13 protein-coding genes and 1 tRNA gene are annotated in these 16,148 nt (G+C 39.3%); 2 read left to right on the top strand and 12 right to left on the bottom strand.

The features are described from left to right. Window positions 1-29 precede the first annotated feature (29 nt). The 7 genes from clpX to CSV75_RS16725 all read right to left on the bottom strand — a co-directional run bounded on the left by clpX (window position 30) and on the right by CSV75_RS16725 (window position 7,409). Window positions 30-1,298 (bottom strand): ATP-dependent protease ATP-binding subunit ClpX, encoded by a 1,269-nt coding sequence (gene clpX, locus CSV75_RS02035; protein WP_099629780.1) that lies wholly within the window; start codon window positions 1,296-1,298, stop codon window positions 30-32. A 210-nt stretch (window positions 1,299-1,508) separates the two neighbouring features. Next, window positions 1,509-2,795: a trigger factor gene (gene tig / locus CSV75_RS02030; protein ID WP_099674537.1), complete on the bottom strand. Its 1,287-nt coding sequence runs from the start codon at window positions 2,793-2,795 to the stop codon at window positions 1,509-1,511. Window positions 2,796-3,039: 244 nt separating this feature from the next. Then, window positions 3,040-4,005: a tetratricopeptide repeat protein gene (locus CSV75_RS02025; protein WP_099674536.1), complete on the bottom strand. Its 966-nt coding sequence runs from the start codon at window positions 4,003-4,005 to the stop codon at window positions 3,040-3,042. A gap of 78 nt (window positions 4,006-4,083) precedes the next feature. Further along, entirely contained in the window at window positions 4,084-5,010 is a 927-nt protein-coding gene (locus CSV75_RS02020) for a diacylglycerol/lipid kinase family protein (protein WP_099674535.1), read from the bottom strand. A 70-nt stretch (window positions 5,011-5,080) separates the two neighbouring features. Beyond that, window positions 5,081-5,710: an SIMPL domain-containing protein gene (locus tag CSV75_RS02015; protein ID WP_099674534.1), complete on the bottom strand. Its 630-nt coding sequence runs from the start codon at window positions 5,708-5,710 to the stop codon at window positions 5,081-5,083. A 412-nt stretch (window positions 5,711-6,122) separates the two neighbouring features. Next, window positions 6,123-6,749 (bottom strand): HD domain-containing protein, encoded by a 627-nt coding sequence (locus CSV75_RS02010; RefSeq protein WP_099674533.1) that lies wholly within the window; start codon window positions 6,747-6,749, stop codon window positions 6,123-6,125. Window positions 6,750-7,208: 459 nt separating this feature from the next. Beyond that, window positions 7,209-7,409 (bottom strand): peptide-methionine (R)-S-oxide reductase, encoded by a 201-nt coding sequence (locus tag CSV75_RS16725; protein ID WP_369825349.1) that lies wholly within the window; start codon window positions 7,407-7,409, stop codon window positions 7,209-7,211. 228 nt (window positions 7,410-7,637) lie between these two features. Between CSV75_RS16725 and CSV75_RS02000 the strand changes: the two genes are divergently transcribed. Beyond that, the gene (locus CSV75_RS02000; protein WP_099629773.1) at window positions 7,638-8,273 is read left to right on the top strand and encodes a DUF1232 domain-containing protein; all 636 of its coding nucleotides are present in this window, start codon (window positions 7,638-7,640) and stop codon (window positions 8,271-8,273) included. 23 nt (window positions 8,274-8,296) lie between these two features. Further along, a complete protein-coding gene (locus CSV75_RS01995) occupies window positions 8,297-9,373 on the top strand; it encodes an LCP family protein (RefSeq protein ID WP_099672862.1) in 1,077 nt (358 codons plus the stop codon). Between the two features lie 345 nt (window positions 9,374-9,718). Here CSV75_RS01995 and CSV75_RS01990 read toward each other — a convergent pair whose 3' ends face one another. The 5 genes from CSV75_RS01990 to CSV75_RS01970 all read right to left on the bottom strand — a co-directional run bounded on the left by CSV75_RS01990 (window position 9,719) and on the right by CSV75_RS01970 (window position 16,094). Beyond that, on the bottom strand, window positions 9,719-12,175 hold the full coding sequence (locus tag CSV75_RS01990; RefSeq protein WP_099674531.1) for a penicillin acylase family protein: 2,457 nt from the start codon (window positions 12,173-12,175) through the stop codon (window positions 9,719-9,721). Window positions 12,176-13,004: 829 nt separating this feature from the next. After that, a tRNA-Arg gene (locus CSV75_RS01985) sits at window positions 13,005-13,078 on the bottom strand. Between the two features lie 61 nt (window positions 13,079-13,139). Beyond that, window positions 13,140-13,538 carry an SET domain-containing protein gene (locus CSV75_RS01980; RefSeq protein ID WP_099674530.1) on the bottom strand — a complete coding sequence of 133 codons (399 nt, stop codon included), beginning with the start codon at window positions 13,536-13,538 and terminating at the stop codon, window positions 13,140-13,142. A gap of 116 nt (window positions 13,539-13,654) precedes the next feature. Further along, window positions 13,655-14,311: a DUF3885 domain-containing protein gene (locus CSV75_RS01975; protein ID WP_233191566.1), complete on the bottom strand. Its 657-nt coding sequence runs from the start codon at window positions 14,309-14,311 to the stop codon at window positions 13,655-13,657. Between the two features lie 25 nt (window positions 14,312-14,336). Next, window positions 14,337-16,094, bottom strand: a complete 1,758-nt coding sequence (locus CSV75_RS01970; protein WP_099674528.1) for a choline/carnitine O-acyltransferase — start codon at window positions 16,092-16,094, stop codon at window positions 14,337-14,339. Window positions 16,095-16,148: the final 54 nt, after the last annotated feature.

Raw genomic sequence — 16,148 nt, 5'->3', positions numbered from 1 at the left:
GGTGGAGCCGGCCTTTTGCCTTTTCGGCGTTATGCGGTATTTTTTTCGTTATCTGATTCGTATACAGATCCATCTTCTCGGTGCAAGATCGGAGTAGACTTACCAAGAACAGAGTCCTTCGTAATGATACATTTCTTCACTTCTTCAAGTGAAGGTAGATCGTACATTACATCCAACATGATATTTTCAATAATGGAGCGAAGTCCACGTGCACCCGTTTTACGAGCAATCGCTTCTTTTGCGATTTCGATCAATGCATCATCTTCAAATTGAAGATCTACATCATCCAGTTCGACCATCTTCTGGTATTGTTTGACGATCGCATTTTTGGGCTCTGTTAGAATTTGATACAATGTATCTGCATCTAATGTATCGAGCGTTGCGATTACCGGCAAACGACCAATAAATTCTGGAATCAAACCATATGATTGTAGATCCTCAGGAATCAATTTTGCCAACAGGCTATCTTCTTCATTGATTTCTTGCTTGGATTCAGAACCAAAGCCGATGACTTTACGTCCGATACGACGTTTAACGATATCTTCAATTCCATCAAATGCTCCACCTACAACGAATAAGATATTCGTTGTGTCGATTTGCAAGAACTCTTGATGAGGATGCTTACGGCCGCCTTGTGGTGGAACGCTCGCAACCGTTCCTTCAAGAATCTTCAGCAAGGCTTGTTGCACACCTTCACCCGATACGTCACGAGTAATCGACGCGTTCTCAGATTTACGAGCTACCTTGTCGATTTCATCAATGTAGATAATACCTTTTTCAGCTTTATCGATATCGAAGTCTGCTGCTTGAATTAATTTCAAGAGAATATTCTCTACGTCTTCCCCAACGTAGCCTGCTTCAGTTAATGAAGTCGCATCTGCAATCGCAAATGGCACATCCAAAATACGAGCCAATGTTTGTGCCAGTAATGTTTTACCGCTACCAGTTGGGCCGATTAAGACTATGTTGGATTTAGCTAGCTCGACATCATCAATTTTACTGCTTGAATTTACCCGTTTGTAATGATTGTACACTGCTACAGCGAGTGATTTCTTTGCGCGATCTTGCCCGATGATATAGTCATCGAGGATACCTTGGATTTCTCTTGGTTTCGGAACATCTTTTAGCTCGAAGCCTTCTTCAAGACCTACTTCCTCTTCTACGATTTCCGCACAAAGTTCAACGCATTCATCACAAATATAAACACCTTGACCTGCTACCAATTTGCGGACTTGCTCTTGAGATTTCCCACAAAAAGAACAGCTAAGGTTATCGTTTTCATCATTAAATTTGAACATTATGCTCACCCCTATTCAAGTCAATATACTACAAGATTACCATGACTTAATCAACTATTTAGAACTTAATGACCGATTACAACCAGCCAGATATGTATGGTTATTTGTGTTCTAGCTTGTGGAGTTTCCGGAAGACTATACATGAAGTTCTTTTATTTAAGAAAAACAAGGTACGGACAACCCGTACCTTGTTGCATTCATATAGAAAGATTAGTCGATGATTTTTGCGTTGTCAACAAGTAGTTGTACTGTTTTATTGAAACGAAGGTCGTTCTCCAGTACAGATGTGCCACCAAGAGTAGTCTTGATTTGCTCAACGTCCATACCGAATTGCTCAGACATTTTTTCAAGCTCAGCTAGTACTTCTTCTTCTGGCACTTCTACTTCTTCAGCAGCACCGATTGCTTCAAGTGTCAATGAAACGCGTACGCGGCTTAGTGCGTCGTCTTTCATCTGATCACGAAGTGTTTGCTCGTCTTGACCAGAGAACTGGAAGTAAAGATCCAAGTTCATGCCTTGCATTTGTAGACGTTGTTCGAAGTCCTGCATCATACGATCCGTTTCTGAATCGATCATCGCTTGTGGAATGTCCATTTCAGCGTTGCTTGCAGCTTGTTCTACTAAATCGTCACGAAGAGCTGTTTCAGAATCATTCTTTTTCAGTTCTTCAGCTTCTTCTTTCAACTTCGTGCGTAACTCTTCAACAGAAGATACACTCTCGTCGATTTCTTTTGCCAACTCATCATCAAGTTCAGGAACTTCTTTAGACTTGATTTCGTTCACTTTCACTTTGAATGTAGCAGGCTTTCCAGCTAATTCAGCAGCATGGTATTCTTCAGGGAAAGTGATTTCAATTTCTTTTTCTTCTCCTGTTTTCATGCCTACTACTTGCTCTTCAAATCCTGGAATAAATGAACCAGAACCTACTACAAGTTCGTAGTTTTCTGACTGTCCACCTTCAAAAGCTTCACCATCAGCGAATCCTTCGAAATCGATTGTAGCTGTATCGCCGTCTTCCACAACGCCATCTTCTTTGACTACCATTTCTGCTAGTGCTTCAGTACGTTGTTGAAGCTGTGCGTCTACCTCCTCGTCTGTTACTTCAACTGCTTGACGAGTTACTTCAAGACCTTTATATTCTCCAAGCTTTACTTCTGGCTTAAGCGCTACAATTGCAGTGAAAACAACAGGCTCGCCTTTTTCTAGCTTTTCGATGTCGATTTCAGGAGCTGCGATTGGATCTACGTCTGCTTCGTCTACTGCAGCAGAATATGCTCCAGGTAGTACGATATCGATAGCATCGTTGTAAAGTGATTCTTCACCGTACATTTTATTGAACATTTTGCGTGGCATTTTCCCTTTACGGAAACCAGGTGCCTGTACTTTCTTTACTACTTTTTTGAACGCTTCATCTAATGCTTCGTTGAAACGATCAACGGAAACTTCAAATGTAAGTTTCCCTTCACTACCTTCTAATTTTTCCCATTTAACTGTCATATGTATGACCTCCAAATCATTTGCAATACTTTTATTTTTATTTTAATCAATTATACCTTCGCATGATTGTATCTGAATTTTTTCTGTACATCCTAAAAAATCTTCGACACTCTTTGAAGGCTTTACCTGAATCGGCTCAATTTGTTCCGCCTGTAAGAAGCGACAACACTGCTGAGGACAGGTAAGCAGTTGACAACCATTTTAGTATAACATAGTCTATTCATCTTTCAAGAATTAATCACTGTCAACGCTCCATTTCTTCATCCACCGAACGTATGAACGATAGCAATGAAGAATCCTCCGTCTGCTTACCGTATAATAACTGCTTTGTATATGCAACATACGCGCCCGCTACCTCTTCCGCTGTGTAAGGCCCCCAGTGGAATGGAAACAGTAAGACACTATACTTAAGGATCAGATTGACAACCAGTTCACTAGCTGTGGGATCTTTCTCAAATTGCGCTTTTGCGAGAAACTGCACTTCCTGAACAAATTGATCTTCTTCGGGTGAAACTAGTCTCGATGGATTAGCTTTTGTTTCAAAGTGGTATTTTCGAACAGCTAGTGACTCTTGATAGCCTATTTGTTGCAATAACATCAACGCATAGGTCTTCACAACAGGTAACGCTTCCTCTGTTTCAATTACATCTACTAACACTGGAATATACGGTTGTAATTTCTGATGTTGCAATGAAAGTAAGAATTCTTGTTGCTCCATCGGTCCCATTTGGTGAAATTGCTCGCTTGTAATAGAAGGCTCCTCAATAGAAGGTTCTTCATAACGATCAGATAATCGACTATTCAATTCTCGCAAGTATTGAAACTTCTGCAAGCTATAATCTGGAATGATTTCTTTCTCCAACAGACCTTGTATCGTCAGCTCTACCTCATCGTAATGCTGTAATTGGATTGAAATCGAAAGATAAAGCTCAAGTAATTCTATGTAATCGCCAGCTTGGTTTTGCATAGCAAGAAGTGCGAATTCTTTTGCTCGTTCATATTCTTTCATTTCATATAAAGAAATAGCCAAACCATCAAAAACTGTGTAATCTTCTGGATCAATTTCTAATACAGATTCGAAATTTCGTGCCGCTTCTTCATGAAGGTCACGTTCCAATGCCTGTCTACCTTCACGATGAAGACGTTCGAGTGTTCCAGGAAAGACGACCACATTCCCTTTTCTAATGACTTTTCTGTGCTTTTTTTGCACCGTAATCACCTGCCCGCTTTGTTACTTTCACTATAGCACAGCCTTCTAAACCGATTCCACCTTGACACCATGACGCGATTACACTATCGATTTATCCGCTACAAACCACTTACGCTGATCGACTTCGCAAATGACAGACTGATCTGTAGTTGTCCCAATATACTCCCCATCGGTATGACAACCTACTACCCGATCTGTCTTCATGATGAATTTGTTATTCTTATACGTCGAAACTCCCTTTAACTTCGTATGACTTCCATTGAATACCGTTAAAAATACTGCAAGAAATTTGAGCACAGAAATAGAGTGGATGATTGTCAGCTCAAACTCTCCATCATCATAAATAGAATGAGGAGAAATTTTCATACCGCCACCGTAGTATTTTTGATTGCTGACAGTGATCATCCAGACATCCTCAAATATCCGTGTATCCGAGTCCATTTGAATGGTCGCGTTGAATGGTTTGAAGGCTAATAAACTGCGCGCTACGTTCAGGGCATACACTATGCTGCCAAGCTTCCATTTATTTAGCGTCTTTTTAATAGTAGATTGACTGACTGCCAATGAAATATCCGCATCTAATCCAAAACCACAATTACTTGCAAAATAACGTTGATCTGAGTCGCTCAATTGAACAGCGCCAAAGTCCACAGTTTTTCTATTAGCCGGTTCCATTGTGATATAAGATTCCACATCCTGCAAACTATTAAATGCTGGAAACGTCCTTGCAAAATCATTGCCGGAGCCCGCTTTCATAATCCCGACTGTTACATGAGGATAACCTGCAACGCCATTTAGCACTTCATGGATTGTCCCATCCCCACCTATTATGACGAGCAATAACGACACGTCGGTTTGTTCAGCAAGTTGTTGCGAAAGTTCTTTCGCATGATTTCGTCGCTCGGTCAGATGAAATGGAAAACTACTATTCTTTCGCAAGCTTGCCCACAACTTGGCTCCTTTACCATCGCCAGCTTGTTCATTGATGATGAAATGTACATCCATATGGACCGCCTCTTTCGAAAGCCTTTTTCATCATAGTAGCAGACTGCCAATTAACTTACTAGACTACTTGTCAGACTATTTGATACTTTACTAGCAAGCTTGCGCTGATTGTCATCGTCCCGGACTCGATGGGTGTTTTGCCGGTATCTGCCATAGCCATTGCGCGGAATGCCACTGGTTGAGACGTATGTTGCTCCTCAATCTTCAATGGAATGGGTCGATTCTGTAGTTTCAAGGAGGTCCCAATCGTAATCATTTTTGTGTCTGCATCTTGCAAGGCTAGTACCAACGCTCGCTGATAGTGTTCATCTGAATTCGGCATCGTGAAATCGATCGAACCAATTTGATTCACACCATTTTTGACCGCAAGATCGACGAATTCTCCTATTCTTGAAAGTTCGTCACTTGTAATGCGGATAGAATTAATCACTTCATACCCTTGAAAACGTTGTTCTCCATTCACGTATTCATAGACTGGACGAATTTGAAAATCAGTCGTTTGAATGGACGCTTCTGCAACTCCCGCTTTTTGCAACGACTGGATTACTTGATTCATCCGTCTAGCGTTTTCTTGCTGGATTTCTCCTAGTTCCGTTCCTCTTGATACTACAGATAATACAACATGAACCGTACTAGGCGAGACTTTCACTGCCCCTTCACCAAATACAGTAATCATTCGTGTTTCCTGTTCTTTAAACATATAGCACACTCTCCCTTTTACAGTATTATCATTTCTATGCAGCACTCGAACCAATTTATACCCATTTTTTGTTTACTCACGCACTTGAACGTGTAAAAATACTTAATCCCAAACGTAAAGTAACTGGCTGAGGGGGTCTTATGAGTGAAAATGTAAAACAATTCGTCCAATCCAAACAAAAAAGCTCCCGATCCATTATGACCGATGAGCTCTGAATATTCGTTTCAGTATTAAAATGTGATGAATCCTTTTTGTACTGCGAATCCACCTAATGTAAACAAGGCGATGACAACGAGTGTAATGATGAATAATCGATTATTTCTGTCCAAGACGTCACCTTTTTCTCTATTGGATAGATTATTATTAGTTACCTCATTCTATCCTATCGAGTTCAGAATTAGCAATCTATTTTTCAATCGATTTCTTTCCGTAGTTGCTGTAAAAAACTTACCATGAATTCATGTCGTTCTTTTGCCAAACGCGTACCTTCCTTTGTGACCATCAATTCGCTAAGTAATAATAACTTCTCGTGAAAATGTGTAACGGTAGCCGTTTCCTTTATACGGTATTCTGACTCAGACATATCCATTCGAGCTTCTTCTTGTTGATCGTACAGTTTCCTGCCGCGTGCCCCGCCAAATGCAAATGCCCGCGCAATGCCGACCGCGCCTATGGCATCCAAACGGTCAGCATCTCTGACAATTGCGCCTTCAATTGATGTAATATCTTTTGCATTGCCACCACTGAATGAAACACTTTCAATCGCGGACATCACATTGTCTGCAATCTGTGGTGACGCACCTATTTTTTCAAGCAACTCTATCGTAGTGACTTCATGCATCTCTTCATATTTTGCATCTTCTACATCATGCAATAGAACTGCTAAACGGACGACTAGTTCATCAGCACTGGGTTCTGTCGCTAAAATTTTCTCTGCATTTTTCATTACACGATCAATATGATCAAGATCATGACTCGCATCAAATTTATTATAAATACCTTTAACTTCCACTCTACATTTCGCTATCATTTCTTGCATTGAATCCCTTCCCCTCTTTTCCATTAGTTATATGCGAATACAGCCCAGAAAATCAGTTCTTTTCCTGACGAATGAAATTCATTTCGTTGAATTACCGAGACAAATCGTTACAGTCATCCCAATGTTAAAGCAGAATTTACTGGGGCTTCGTATTCTCACCGTAATTGAGTTTAACATGCATACCGATGTTATGAATACTTATACCGCCTTGTCGTACTATATGCTGTGTAGGCAACCCTATCAATCCATTTTCTATGTCTTGAATCATCAATATAAATTATCCCATTTAGGAACAGCACGGATTCTAAATACAGCTTGTCGTGTTAGTCCACGAATTGCATAGCTCAACGCATAACACCATGCCTTGCTATATTCATCATGTGAAAAGAAAGCCACTGCGACTCCTTTCCTTCTATTGTATTCGTCGTTTATTATTTTACGTAAATTGTCAGATAGACTTTAGCTACCATTTCTTTTAAGCGGTGCAAATTCAATCGATGCACTGTTAATACAGTACCGTAATCCCCTGTGATCTTTTGGTCCATCTTCGAATATATATCCCAAATGCCTATCACCTGCAAAACTTCTCACTTCAGTTCGGATCCTATTGAAACTATTTTCTATATGTTCCGTCATTACTTCCGGAACGATTGGCTGCATGATACTTGGCCAACCGTACTGAGGGCCATACTGATCAGAACGTGAAAATAACCATACGATAAAGCCTATGGATTGTGATTCGGTCAAGCTTTGCTATAATTAGCGGCAGACGTTTTTCGACAAAAAAAGATCCTTGCTTATAACCGTTGACAATTTGCCAACAAACATTTATTATTTTGAGAGAAGTACATATTTTTACCGGTGTAGTAGAATTGGAGGGGTAGTGTCATGTCAGAAAGTAGTCTTGGTCTGTCTGTCGGGCAGTTGTTGCGTGATGTTTTAGAAGATCGTTCATTGTCCATGCGCAAACTAAGCGAACTTACAGATATTGACACTTCAACCATCTCCAGAATCATTAATGAAAAGCGCAAAGCAACACTGGATCATCTAGAGAAATTCGCAATAATTTTAGAAATTCCATTAGCCAAGTTACTTCACGCGGCAGGCTATCCGGTTGATCATAAACATGTGATCCATTCTACATACGATGAAACGATTCAACAACTGGTCGAAACATCAGAACTTCTATCTGCGGATATCTCTATTGAAAAAGTCGAACATCAACTTGCAAGTTACGAAGCATATGTTCAAAGCACTGAAGGAAGAGAAAGAATTCTACATGACTTCGATAACAAGTTAAAACTGGCTGGCGGAGTAGGTCCATTCGTCGATCAAATGAAAGAATTATTTACACGGTTTAAAATGCAAGATGTTGCAAAACGTGATCTAGCCATTATCGGCAGCGCATTATTATACTTTATCATTCCTGTAGATGTCATCCCGGACTACATTTTTGCGGTCGGGTATCTGGATGATGCGATCGCGGTCCAAATTGCTTCAAGCGTACTAACAAAGAATTCATAATCAAATGAGTAGGTGTGACATTAATGGAAAACAGAGAGACTGGAAAGCGTCGTAAGAAAAAACTTAAGAGAAAATATAAACGGTTAATATTCATGGTATTCACTTTGCTACTGTTAGCGGGTGGCGGATACGTCACTGCACAATATTCAAACGGCTTATCGTTTGCGAGCGGTGGCAAAACAAATGAAATACATACAGAACTTAGCGACAGTAGTAATACTTTTTCTACTAGCGATTCCGCTTTTGACGACTTTGAAGGTGGCGAATCACAATTTGGAGAAATTAACGTATTGTTGATCGGTGATGATGCGAGAGGCGACGAAGATGACACTCGTTCAGACGCTTTGATGATCGGTCACTACGATCAAACAACAAACAAAGTGAAATTAATCTCGTTGATGCGTGATATATACGTCGATATTCCGGGTCATGGTATGGAAAAGATTAATGCCGCTTATGCACTTGGAGGACCTGAATTAGTACGACAAACGATCAAGCAAAATTTCGATGTAGATGTACAATATTATGCGATTGTTAATTTCGAAGGTTTCTCAAAAATCGTCGATGTAATCGCTCCTGACGGTATTGAAGTCGATATTCCATATGAGATGTCACACGGCCTAGGTTTAACTCTCTATCCCGGACAACAAAAATTGAACGGGGATCAATTACTCGGTTACGTACGATTCCGCCACGACATCCACAGTGATTACGGTCGCGTGCAACGTCAACAAGAAGCGTTAGGGAAACTAAAAGACGAAGCGATGAGTTTACAGACACTCGTCAATATACCGAAATTAATGGGCGTTATTGATCCATACATTGATACGAACATCGACAGTAAAACGATCTTTACAATTGCTAAAGGTATGTTGACTGGTGGAAAGGATAACGAAATGGAATCACTGCGTATTCCGGTAGAAGGATCATTTGGGGACTTGCGCACAGAAGTTGGTGCTGTTCTTGAGATTAACCTAGAACAAAACAAACAAGCATTACGCGAGTTTTTATCAGTAGAGGATGAATCAGTAAACGACGAAAGTGAACAATATGGAGAATATGCAACAGATCCTGAAGATAGTCAAAATCAACAATACTAGAACGATATAGTCTCACAGAAAAATAAGCTGTTCCAGTCATTCAACCGACCGGAACAGCTTATTTTTACGTTGTCAATACTAATTCCCCATTGTCTTTCTATTTTGCAATCGCCGCTGTGCTTCTGCTGCCACTTCCAAATCAAATGTACCACCTATTGTTAGTCGTAAATCTCCAATTTGTACATATTCTATTATGCAGAACCTTAATTAGAAAGAGTATGGACTATTCACATCATACTTAAAACTGATCCATACCCGTTTCAAATTAAAAAACTGAGAAGAAACAAACACTTTTTCTTCTCAGTTCCTCCATACAGTTCTTTCATAGCAAATTCTTCACTCACCTTATGACTCTTCTTCAAAATCAATCTCAAATGTCTCAACGGAATTATCTAGTACATCCTCTTTTTCAAAGAGCATTTGTTTATACTCAAAGTTTTTAAACATTTCAATCTGATCCTTATAATGTTGAGAATACTCACCGTCTTGTCTAATGAAACCGATCTGGCCAGGTGGTGTAACATTCATGCCTACAGGGCCATTCTCTGTCATTTCAACAAAATGATTTTCACTTCCGCGATTCATTAAAATAATAGGTTGCTGATCTCCTAGTCCATGCGGCACTCCTATAAGGGATTCAGCGCCGAATGTCATCGTCTCAATCGGCATGATCCACTCTTTCATTGATGCGCCATATTCTTTTTCCAGATCCACTACAACTTGATCGAAACTTTCACGTGCAATTTCTTCAAGGTTACGTCCCTTTAACCAATCATTTTCTACTTGTAATGCTGCTTTATCTCCTTGAATGAGGCGAGACAATAAGCCTGATCCACCTGATCGATGATCTACGAACGGTCTCATCTCTTCGTAAAATTTACCAATGTCTTCTTCTGTAACATTCATAAAGAACTGATCCCACCAAGCCTTCATAATTGTTGCGCCGGGTGAATCATAGTAGCCATCATTGTTTTTATCTTCATTTAAATTATTCCAATCCTCTAGAATGGAGATAGCTGTCTCATATTTACGGTGGCTATCTACTTTCGTTGAAAGAGCATCTAGCAAAAATGGCTTGAACCAACGTGTCTTCAAATTGACAAAGCTCGTTTCATAGTTGACTTCATTTACATCTTCAATCGATAACTTGTTTCGTGCACTAATTCTATCAATAAACTGATGATTCCGGTGATCTGCCCCCCACATATAGTTTTGTTCATTCGTATTCCAGTTTGGCGCAGGTTTGTTATTCCAATTCGCTACAAAACCACGTTCAGGATTGATCTCGTGTGGATTATCCGCTGTGTCTAGAAAACCTTTCCACTCATATTCACCCGTTCCTGGTGTGGGGAAACGCCAATCTACACGCTCATCCCGCTCAGGTATTTGACCGACATGATAGTAAGCAATTTCATCGTTTTTATCAGCATAAAACCAATTCAATGACATGGTATACTCCCTTGCAGCTTTCGCAAATTCTTCTTGATTCGTTGCATAGTTCATCTTTACATAAGCTGCCCAACTGTCTGCTTCAGTTCCTCGAAATGCCCATTTTTTACTATAAGCAATATGATTGTCATCATCTTTAAATATAACGGGACCATGAACACTCTCGTGAAATTCCCGAGTAACAGTTTCTATCTCTCCACCATCTTTTTTCACATCAATACTTTCCGTTCTTTTTTCAAATTCCACCCATTTCCCATTGAACTTATACTCATTTGGGTTATTGGGATTTACTTCTTCTTCAAAAATATCCGACACATCACCATAGCCAGCAGTTGCTGTAAAGGCAAAGTCATTCGTCGCACCAAACATAATGAATGGATATCCAATAAATGATGAACCTTGAATATCAAGATCTGGACCGTGAAGCCCGACTTCATAAATAAAGCCCGGTGCTGTAAAACCTACTTGTGGTCCACCAAACATGATGGGATTACCAGATTTAGATTTTGAAGCGCCAATAATCGCGGCATTACTACCTACTTTTAATGGGACCCCCAGCTCTTGCCTTTTCTCAATAAAATCTTCTCGCATCGACGAGACAGTCTCGCCCGCGAACGCGACTTGCTCTAGCGTTTTAACATTTGCAAATGGCGTTCCTTCACCAATCGAAGCATCGCTGTCCGAACTTGTTGGTGCGTCCGGATCGTTTATCCAAACCATATCATTAAAAATGGCTTGCGCCTTTTCTTCATCGTATTCATCTAACAATTTGGCATAAATAGTAGCATTTTCAAGCTCCTGCTCTTGATCCATGAAGGCCGTCATAGAAGCCATGTACAAGCGAAGAACATCTACACTGGTCCAATTTTTAGGCTTCAAATCATACTCAGAAAATTCCTTTGATAATTTACTTTCGGGATCCTCAAGGGCTTCTTCGACATAGCGATCAATCCCACTTGAAAAATATTCAATAATTTCCTTCGCAAAGGGATCCATTGTATCGATCATTTTTTGAATCGCCTCATCAGTGTGTCCATCACGTCGCATCTTTTCATCATGCGCTAGATACTCTTCCCCAAATACCTCCGCAGCTGTGCCTTCATTTGCCCGTTTAAACATCTCTAGCTGAAATAGTCGATCTTGTGCCATCACATAACCATAAGCTTTGTATAAGTCTTCCATCGAGTCTGCATATATATGTGGAACCCCAAATTCATCGCGATGGACTTTAACAGCTTTGGAAACACTTTGCACTTTTTCACCTAATAATACATCTTCTTTTGAGCAGGCAGATAAGAAAATCAGAACTAAAATAAGTGTCATATGCATAAGTACTTTCATTGAACGCTTCATTACATAACCACCCTATCAATTAGTATGCTACAAATTCATTCAAACAGCGTGTGTTCTTACTAGTGTAGATCACTACATTCAAATACGAATACTTCAATAAAGTTTTCGCCAAATGATAGCGCTATCATTTATAGAGAGATTCATATCGCAAAATCCTACATCACCTTCCAATTCTCCATCTAATCACTAATTTGCTGAAGCGGATGAAATACCCAATTTGTATAACAGTTTTTAAACGACAACTGTGTTTTACATTATAGACACCCGCTTTTATATGTCAAGAATATTAAAAATATTCAAACATTAAATAATTAATATTTCCAACAAAAATAGGTACAAAAGAGTACTTAACATCACTTTCGACTGCTCCCTATACATTGGATATACACTTTAAAATTAAATAGACTTAAAGTAAAACTATTTCAGGTAAACTTTTAGGTAAATGACTGATGTTATGTCATTTTTCGAAAACAGTAAAACTTCCTACCTCATCAAAATCCTTAATAAAAACTACTATGTCTGAAAACTACTCTACTAATTTTGTATTATTCTCCATTACTACGGGTAGTACTTTATACTCTTTTTTACTTTATTAAACTCCAATTGTAAAGATTTCAAAAAATTATCGTTCTGACTTGCAAGACCCAGAAAGGAAAGAGGATAACACATTACCTATTGTTGCTCGGATTAACTTCAGGGCTCATGTATGGTTTCATGTCCTAAACTTTTATAATGCCTTCTCCAACAACAAAAAGCGCTACACATGTTGTTTGTACAACATGTGTAGCGCTTTTTAAAATTCTAACCTTCTTCTCAACTGGCTTGATGACGTCCTAGAAGGGATTCGAACCCCCGACCTACGCCTTAGGAGGGCGTTGCTCTATCCAGCTGAGCTACTAGGACATGATAGAAATGAGAATCACTTTAATCCATATACTGATTCAAAGTGTTCTCATGCTTATGATTAATCGTTAGCTGTGCCATTATAATCGTCATTAAACCATAATTGCTCATCATCGTCCACATCACCATTATAATTGATCAAAATCTCTTCTCCAGCTTTAATATCTTTGTAGGCAGAGAAATCAAATGTATGATGATCAAAATTAATATCATAGGTCGCATTTGGTTCATAGGAATGATTAAATAACATTCCGTAGCCAAGTAGGACAGCCGAATGGTTTTCTCCATATTCGAAAGCATAGTCAGCTAGAACGGTTTTTTCAATATGTTGATGTTGCTCATTTGGATAGGGAATAACTGGTGCCTCGTGTAACAGCTGTCCTTTTTTAATATCGCATGTTGCGAATACGCCTCTATTGAACTCCCCTTCGCCAATTGGAGAAAGTTTTATCTCTATCACGTCTTTCACCTACTCGCTTGTAAATTATACTTTGCAAGTATACCATTAATCAAACCAGATTGCTGATTTCTTTTCTTAGACTTAAAGCGAAAAATCTATCTTTCGAGGAATCGAGTTTAGCTGTAATTATTCAACGAAAAGTCTTCATCCACTTCCTGCTTATCATAATCAAGAATCCAGTCAGTATATTGTTCATAGAGAAATCTAATGGATTCCTTGTCAGACGCTATGATATCACACCCGCGATCATCATATAGGTGATAAATGATATTCTTCGATTGATTAATAAAGAATATATCATACCCACTTTCAGGATTATGTTTTAAAATCGTTGTCGGATCGGCGAAATCTTCATAACAAATCGCTTTCAGCAATTGCCTATACCGAACATCCCGTTTCTTACAAGAAAGCGAAAAACGATGCGTTACAAGTTCTTCCTCATCGCCATAGAGATTAGGAACCGTCGAAAACCGCAATTTATATAACAAATCTTTTCGTTTTACATATTTGGAATAGACATGTAACGGTTTTGCACGTAGGAAATCATTGTTTGTATGAACATCAGTGACTAGAATGATGTCATCCTCGTCTCTAAATAACGCCTCGAATAAAGTAATGGAGCGGTAGAATGCTTGTTTTAAAAAATCCGGTTCATCATATGCAATAGACTCTGAAATTTCAAAGCGTATAGCTTTATTTGTTTCGTAAAATAAAGCGGGTGCTAGTTCAATTCCATTGAAGTAATTCGCTAAATATAATTCTACAGCTTTCATTATTTCACTCTCCATTATACATGCCTTACTTGACAGCTAATACGATATCTCGCAGTTCTTTTAGTGCTCCATCAAGGTTTCTTACGAGAAGCTTAGCATCCTGTTCATTCCGGCTAAAACTTGAAAAGTTTACTATCAATCGATTCTTCAGTAAGACATAAAAAATTCCATAGCCGTCCTCGACTACTGGTCCAAACACACAACTTTTGACTTCGGGATGTGTCATATTACTAGTGGAAATAATATCATGACGCATTTTTAAATAGCCAGGATCAGAAAATAGTGCAGGTGATTTTTCTATCCCAAGCTCATCTTCAAACTGTGAAAATATTTCTTGTAATCCAAATAGATGTCTTTCCACACCAAACCCTTTTCGTGCTTCTTTTAAACGTGCGGAATGTGCAGTACTTGCATGTTGCATTAATCGATATACTATCGCGGGTTCTAGTGGATCCTCTACTATCGCTTTAGCCAATGCCAGATTTTCTGTGCTTGAAGGACGTATGCATTCCGTTCTTCCTTCCTTGAATAAGCGCATCGACACCGCTTCATATGTGCTGCGCATCGTAGCGAATGTTTTATATTGAGCAACTTGCAGCGCCATATGGAAAAATGAATCCGGACTGAATCCAAGTTGTTTTATTTCATCGGTACCAAACGCATCAAAATTTTGTACATGAATAAAATAATTTTGAACGGTTTTTTCATTTTCTGTTTCCAATACGTTGAGTTCTTCCAGTAATTCAGACGATAAAATCCAATCCAACTTTTCTGCTTCAGGCTGCTCTTTCGTTTTGATATTTTCTGTATCCGTTGAAGTGAGCTGGTCTTGTACATATTGTATTACAGCGAAACTCGTAGTTCCATCCACTGCCGTATGTTCCACACTATATCCAACCTCGCCCGCCTTAGTAATGACGATTTGCAATGTCTTATCAAAGTATTTATTTTTGCCGCCCAGTAATAAATTTTGTATCGCTTCATCGGAATTTGTACTTTCTTTATCTATAGATAGGACGACTAGAGAATCCGCTATGCTTTGTAGATTTTCAGCATTGACTGTAGTTACTGAAAGTTGTTGATAAATATCCGCTGCTTTATTTCTATTTGTAGTAGTGAAAATCCCTACGTTTTTTCCCGCTGGCTCTTTTAATGAAAGAATCGATTCAATTAAACTCGACAAAGACTCACTGGAATACATTATACCGCGTTGATTGGTGACAGGAATCGAGTAGATATGACCATTAGTTAACAGGCAAATATGATTTTCCACTTTCGAGTATTCCGCGACGTAATGACCATCCCGGTGAGTTTTGGGAATTCGGACAGATCGGAAGAAGTTAGGATACTGACTCATGTCGAGCGGCATTCCCCGCGACATTTCAGGGGCGGCTTTTTCATCAATGATCGTATGATAAAACTCCGCTACGGATCGACTCACTTTACCAGCTAACTCTGCAATTGTGCGTAGTGGATATTGCTGATTGTCGAGTAAAACATTAAAATTACTGCCTGTATGTAACGAATCGCGGGATGTCAGATAGACATTATCCCAAAATGGTTTTAGCCAACTGCCTGCGATATTTTCTTGCCAAATCTGAAGCTTTTCTTGAAGTAGTTGCGCTTCTCCGCTTTCTTCAAAAAACTGTTGAACAACTTTCTTTGTTTCTTCGAATTCTTCTCCACTAATTAATGGTTCAATCGCCTCCAGCAGTTTCCTTTTCGTATCTTCAAGCTCAGGAATTGGCACGGAGGGTAAATGTTCTTGGAATTTGAATGTCATCAATAGTAAGAGGAACCCCCTTTCGATTATACTGTCTACGCTTTTCTTTACATA

The organism is Sporosarcina sp. P18a (assembly GCF_002743135.1).
GTDB lineage: Bacteria > Bacillota > Bacilli > Bacillales_A > Planococcaceae > Sporosarcina.
The sequence above is the reverse complement of the archived record's forward strand: the minus strand, read 5'-3'. Positions and strand labels throughout refer to the sequence as shown.

Bases quoted from the DNA above. Each gene is read 5' to 3' on its own strand.
- CSV75_RS01990 (WP_099674531.1), bottom strand. From the start codon at position 12,175: ATGAAGCGTTCAATGAAAGTACTTATGCATATGACACTTATTTTAGTT.
- CSV75_RS02020 (WP_099674535.1), bottom strand. From the start codon at position 5,010: ATGGATGTACATTTCATCATCAATGAACAAGCTGGCGATGGTAAAGGA.
- tig (WP_099674537.1), bottom strand. From the start codon at position 2,795: ATGACAGTTAAATGGGAAAAATTAGAAGGTAGTGAAGGGAAACTTACA.
- CSV75_RS01970 (WP_099674528.1), bottom strand. From the start codon at position 16,094: ATGACATTCAAATTCCAAGAACATTTACCCTCCGTGCCAATTCCTGAG.
- CSV75_RS02010 (WP_099674533.1), bottom strand. From the start codon at position 6,749: ATGCAAGAAATGATAGCGAAATGTAGAGTGGAAGTTAAAGGTATTTAT.
- CSV75_RS02015 (WP_099674534.1), bottom strand. From the start codon at position 5,710: ATGTTTAAAGAACAGGAAACACGAATGATTACTGTATTTGGTGAAGGG.
- CSV75_RS01995 (WP_099672862.1), top strand. From the start codon at position 8,297: ATGGAAAACAGAGAGACTGGAAAGCGTCGTAAGAAAAAACTTAAGAGA.
- CSV75_RS02000 (WP_099629773.1), top strand. From the start codon at position 7,638: ATGTCAGAAAGTAGTCTTGGTCTGTCTGTCGGGCAGTTGTTGCGTGAT.
- CSV75_RS01975 (WP_233191566.1), bottom strand. From the start codon at position 14,311: ATGAAAGCTGTAGAATTATATTTAGCGAATTACTTCAATGGAATTGAA.
- clpX (WP_099629780.1), bottom strand. From the start codon at position 1,298: ATGTTCAAATTTAATGATGAAAACGATAACCTTAGCTGTTCTTTTTGT.
- CSV75_RS16725 (WP_369825349.1), bottom strand. From the start codon at position 7,409: ATGCAGCCAATCGTTCCGGAAGTAATGACGGAACATATAGAAAATAGT.